The sequence below is a fragment of the Stomatobaculum sp. genome, assembly GCF_057248925.1.
In genome coordinates this window covers 1-1,541 of the sequence record NZ_DBHIHF010000048.1, presented here as the reverse complement: position 1 = coordinate 1,541, position 1,541 = coordinate 1, and the positions used below count along the sequence as shown (strand labels likewise).

Here is a 1,541-nt window from a genome sequence, read left to right as displayed (position 1 = left end):
CAGTTGTGGTGCCTAACGATAGTCAATGTGTCCAGAATTCTGGGTACATATCATTTGTGGTTTTCTGGCCTGTCGTTTTCGAATCTAGGATGTTCCAATCCGTTTTTCTCCCCTGCTTTCTCTCTCGGCTCTCGCTATCTTAAGTAAAAACAGGAGCACACAAAAAAAGAGGACGGATGTCTCCGTCCTCTCGCTTTCGGCGCACTGCGCCGGTTTTCCGGTTCAACTTTTACTTTCCCCTGCTTATTGCATCGCCGCTTTCTCTTATGTGGTGACCTTCGCTCTCCCTGTTCTCACAGGAGCTGTGCCCGAAGGTCCTCTGCGCTGAGGGGGCTCAAGTAAGCCGGTGCAATGTCAAAAATGGTCTTGCAGCCCTGCTGTCCCTCCGCAGCGAGGCGATGTGCCGCGCGCGCATAGGCTGCGAGCACAGCGCCGGTAAACTCAGGGTTCGAGTCGAGCTTCACACTGTACTCAATGAGTTCCCTGTGCCCGCCGTCAAAGCCGGTCACGCCGCTCCGGATTACGAAGCCGCCGTGCGGCAGTTCTGCGTGCTGTTCGCGCATCTCCTCCGCTGTGATGAAGTGTACCGTGGTGTCATAGTCCGCAAAGTAATTCGGCATGTTTTTGATTTCCGCCTCGATTGCAGCGCGGTCCGCATTTTCCGCGGCAACGACAAAGACCTCTCTCTTATGCATCTCCCGCGCGGTGAATGCGGGTTGCTCACCGTTGCGGATGCGCGTCATTGCGTTGTCGACCGGAATGGTGTACTGTCTCGCATCCAGCACGCCCGCAATACGGCGCACCGCGTCGGAGTGTCCCTGGCTCACGCCCTTGCCCCAGAAGGTATAGTTCTTGCCCTGCGGGAGAATGGCGGTCGACATCATGCGATTTAAGGAGAAGAGACCCGGATCCCAGCCGAGGGAGATGATGGCCAGGTGGCCGCTCTCTCTAGCCGCGCGGTCTACCTCCTCAAAGTGAGACGGAATCTTGGCATGCGTGTCAAAGCTGTTGATCACGGTAAAGTGGCGCGCATATTCCGGCGTCTGGGTCGGCAGATCGGTCGCGCTGCCGCCGCAGAGCACCATGACATCGATTTTCTCTTTCCAGTCGAGCACCTCGGAGAGCGCGACGACCGGGACCTGTTCCGTGTGAATCTTCACGGTCTTCGGATCGCGCCGCGTAAAGACAGCGACGAGTTCCAGGTCCTCGCTCTGTTTGATTGCACTCTCAATGCCTCTCCCCAGATTTCCGTAGCCCAAAATACCGATGCGTGTCTTCATTCTGTTCTCCTCTCTGAACGCGAAAGATGCCGCTAACATGATATGTTTTCTCTGTTGTAACGGAAAAGTCCGTTTTCTGTCAATCAAAACCTTTGTGAAGGCTCTTGCCGAAAGCTCTGCGTGCCTGCTGTGTCGCAAAAGCGGGCAATGCTGTCGGCAATCCGCGCCGCATCCTCTTCCTCGTGCGTCACAAACACCGTCGTGAGGCCGCGCGAGCGCTGTTCCCAACGGAGAAGTTCCGTGAGTTCCCGGCGAAGTGGC

The 1,541-nt window shown here is 56.4% G+C and carries 1 protein-coding gene; it reads right to left on the bottom strand.

The window, feature by feature from the left end; all coding sequences use genetic code 11:
- Nucleotides 1–293: 293 nt before the first annotated feature.
- Nucleotides 294–1,280, bottom strand: coding sequence for a diaminopimelate dehydrogenase (locus ACO4XG_RS10910; RefSeq protein ID WP_308509520.1), 987 nt, complete (start codon nucleotides 1,278–1,280; stop codon nucleotides 294–296).
- Between the last annotated feature and the right edge of the window lie 261 nt (nucleotides 1,281–1,541).

Excerpts from the sequence above, each read along its gene's own strand:
- ACO4XG_RS10910 (WP_308509520.1), bottom strand. The coding sequence starts at position 1,280 with ATGAAGACACGCATCGGTATTTTGGGCTACGGAAATCTGGGGAGAGGC.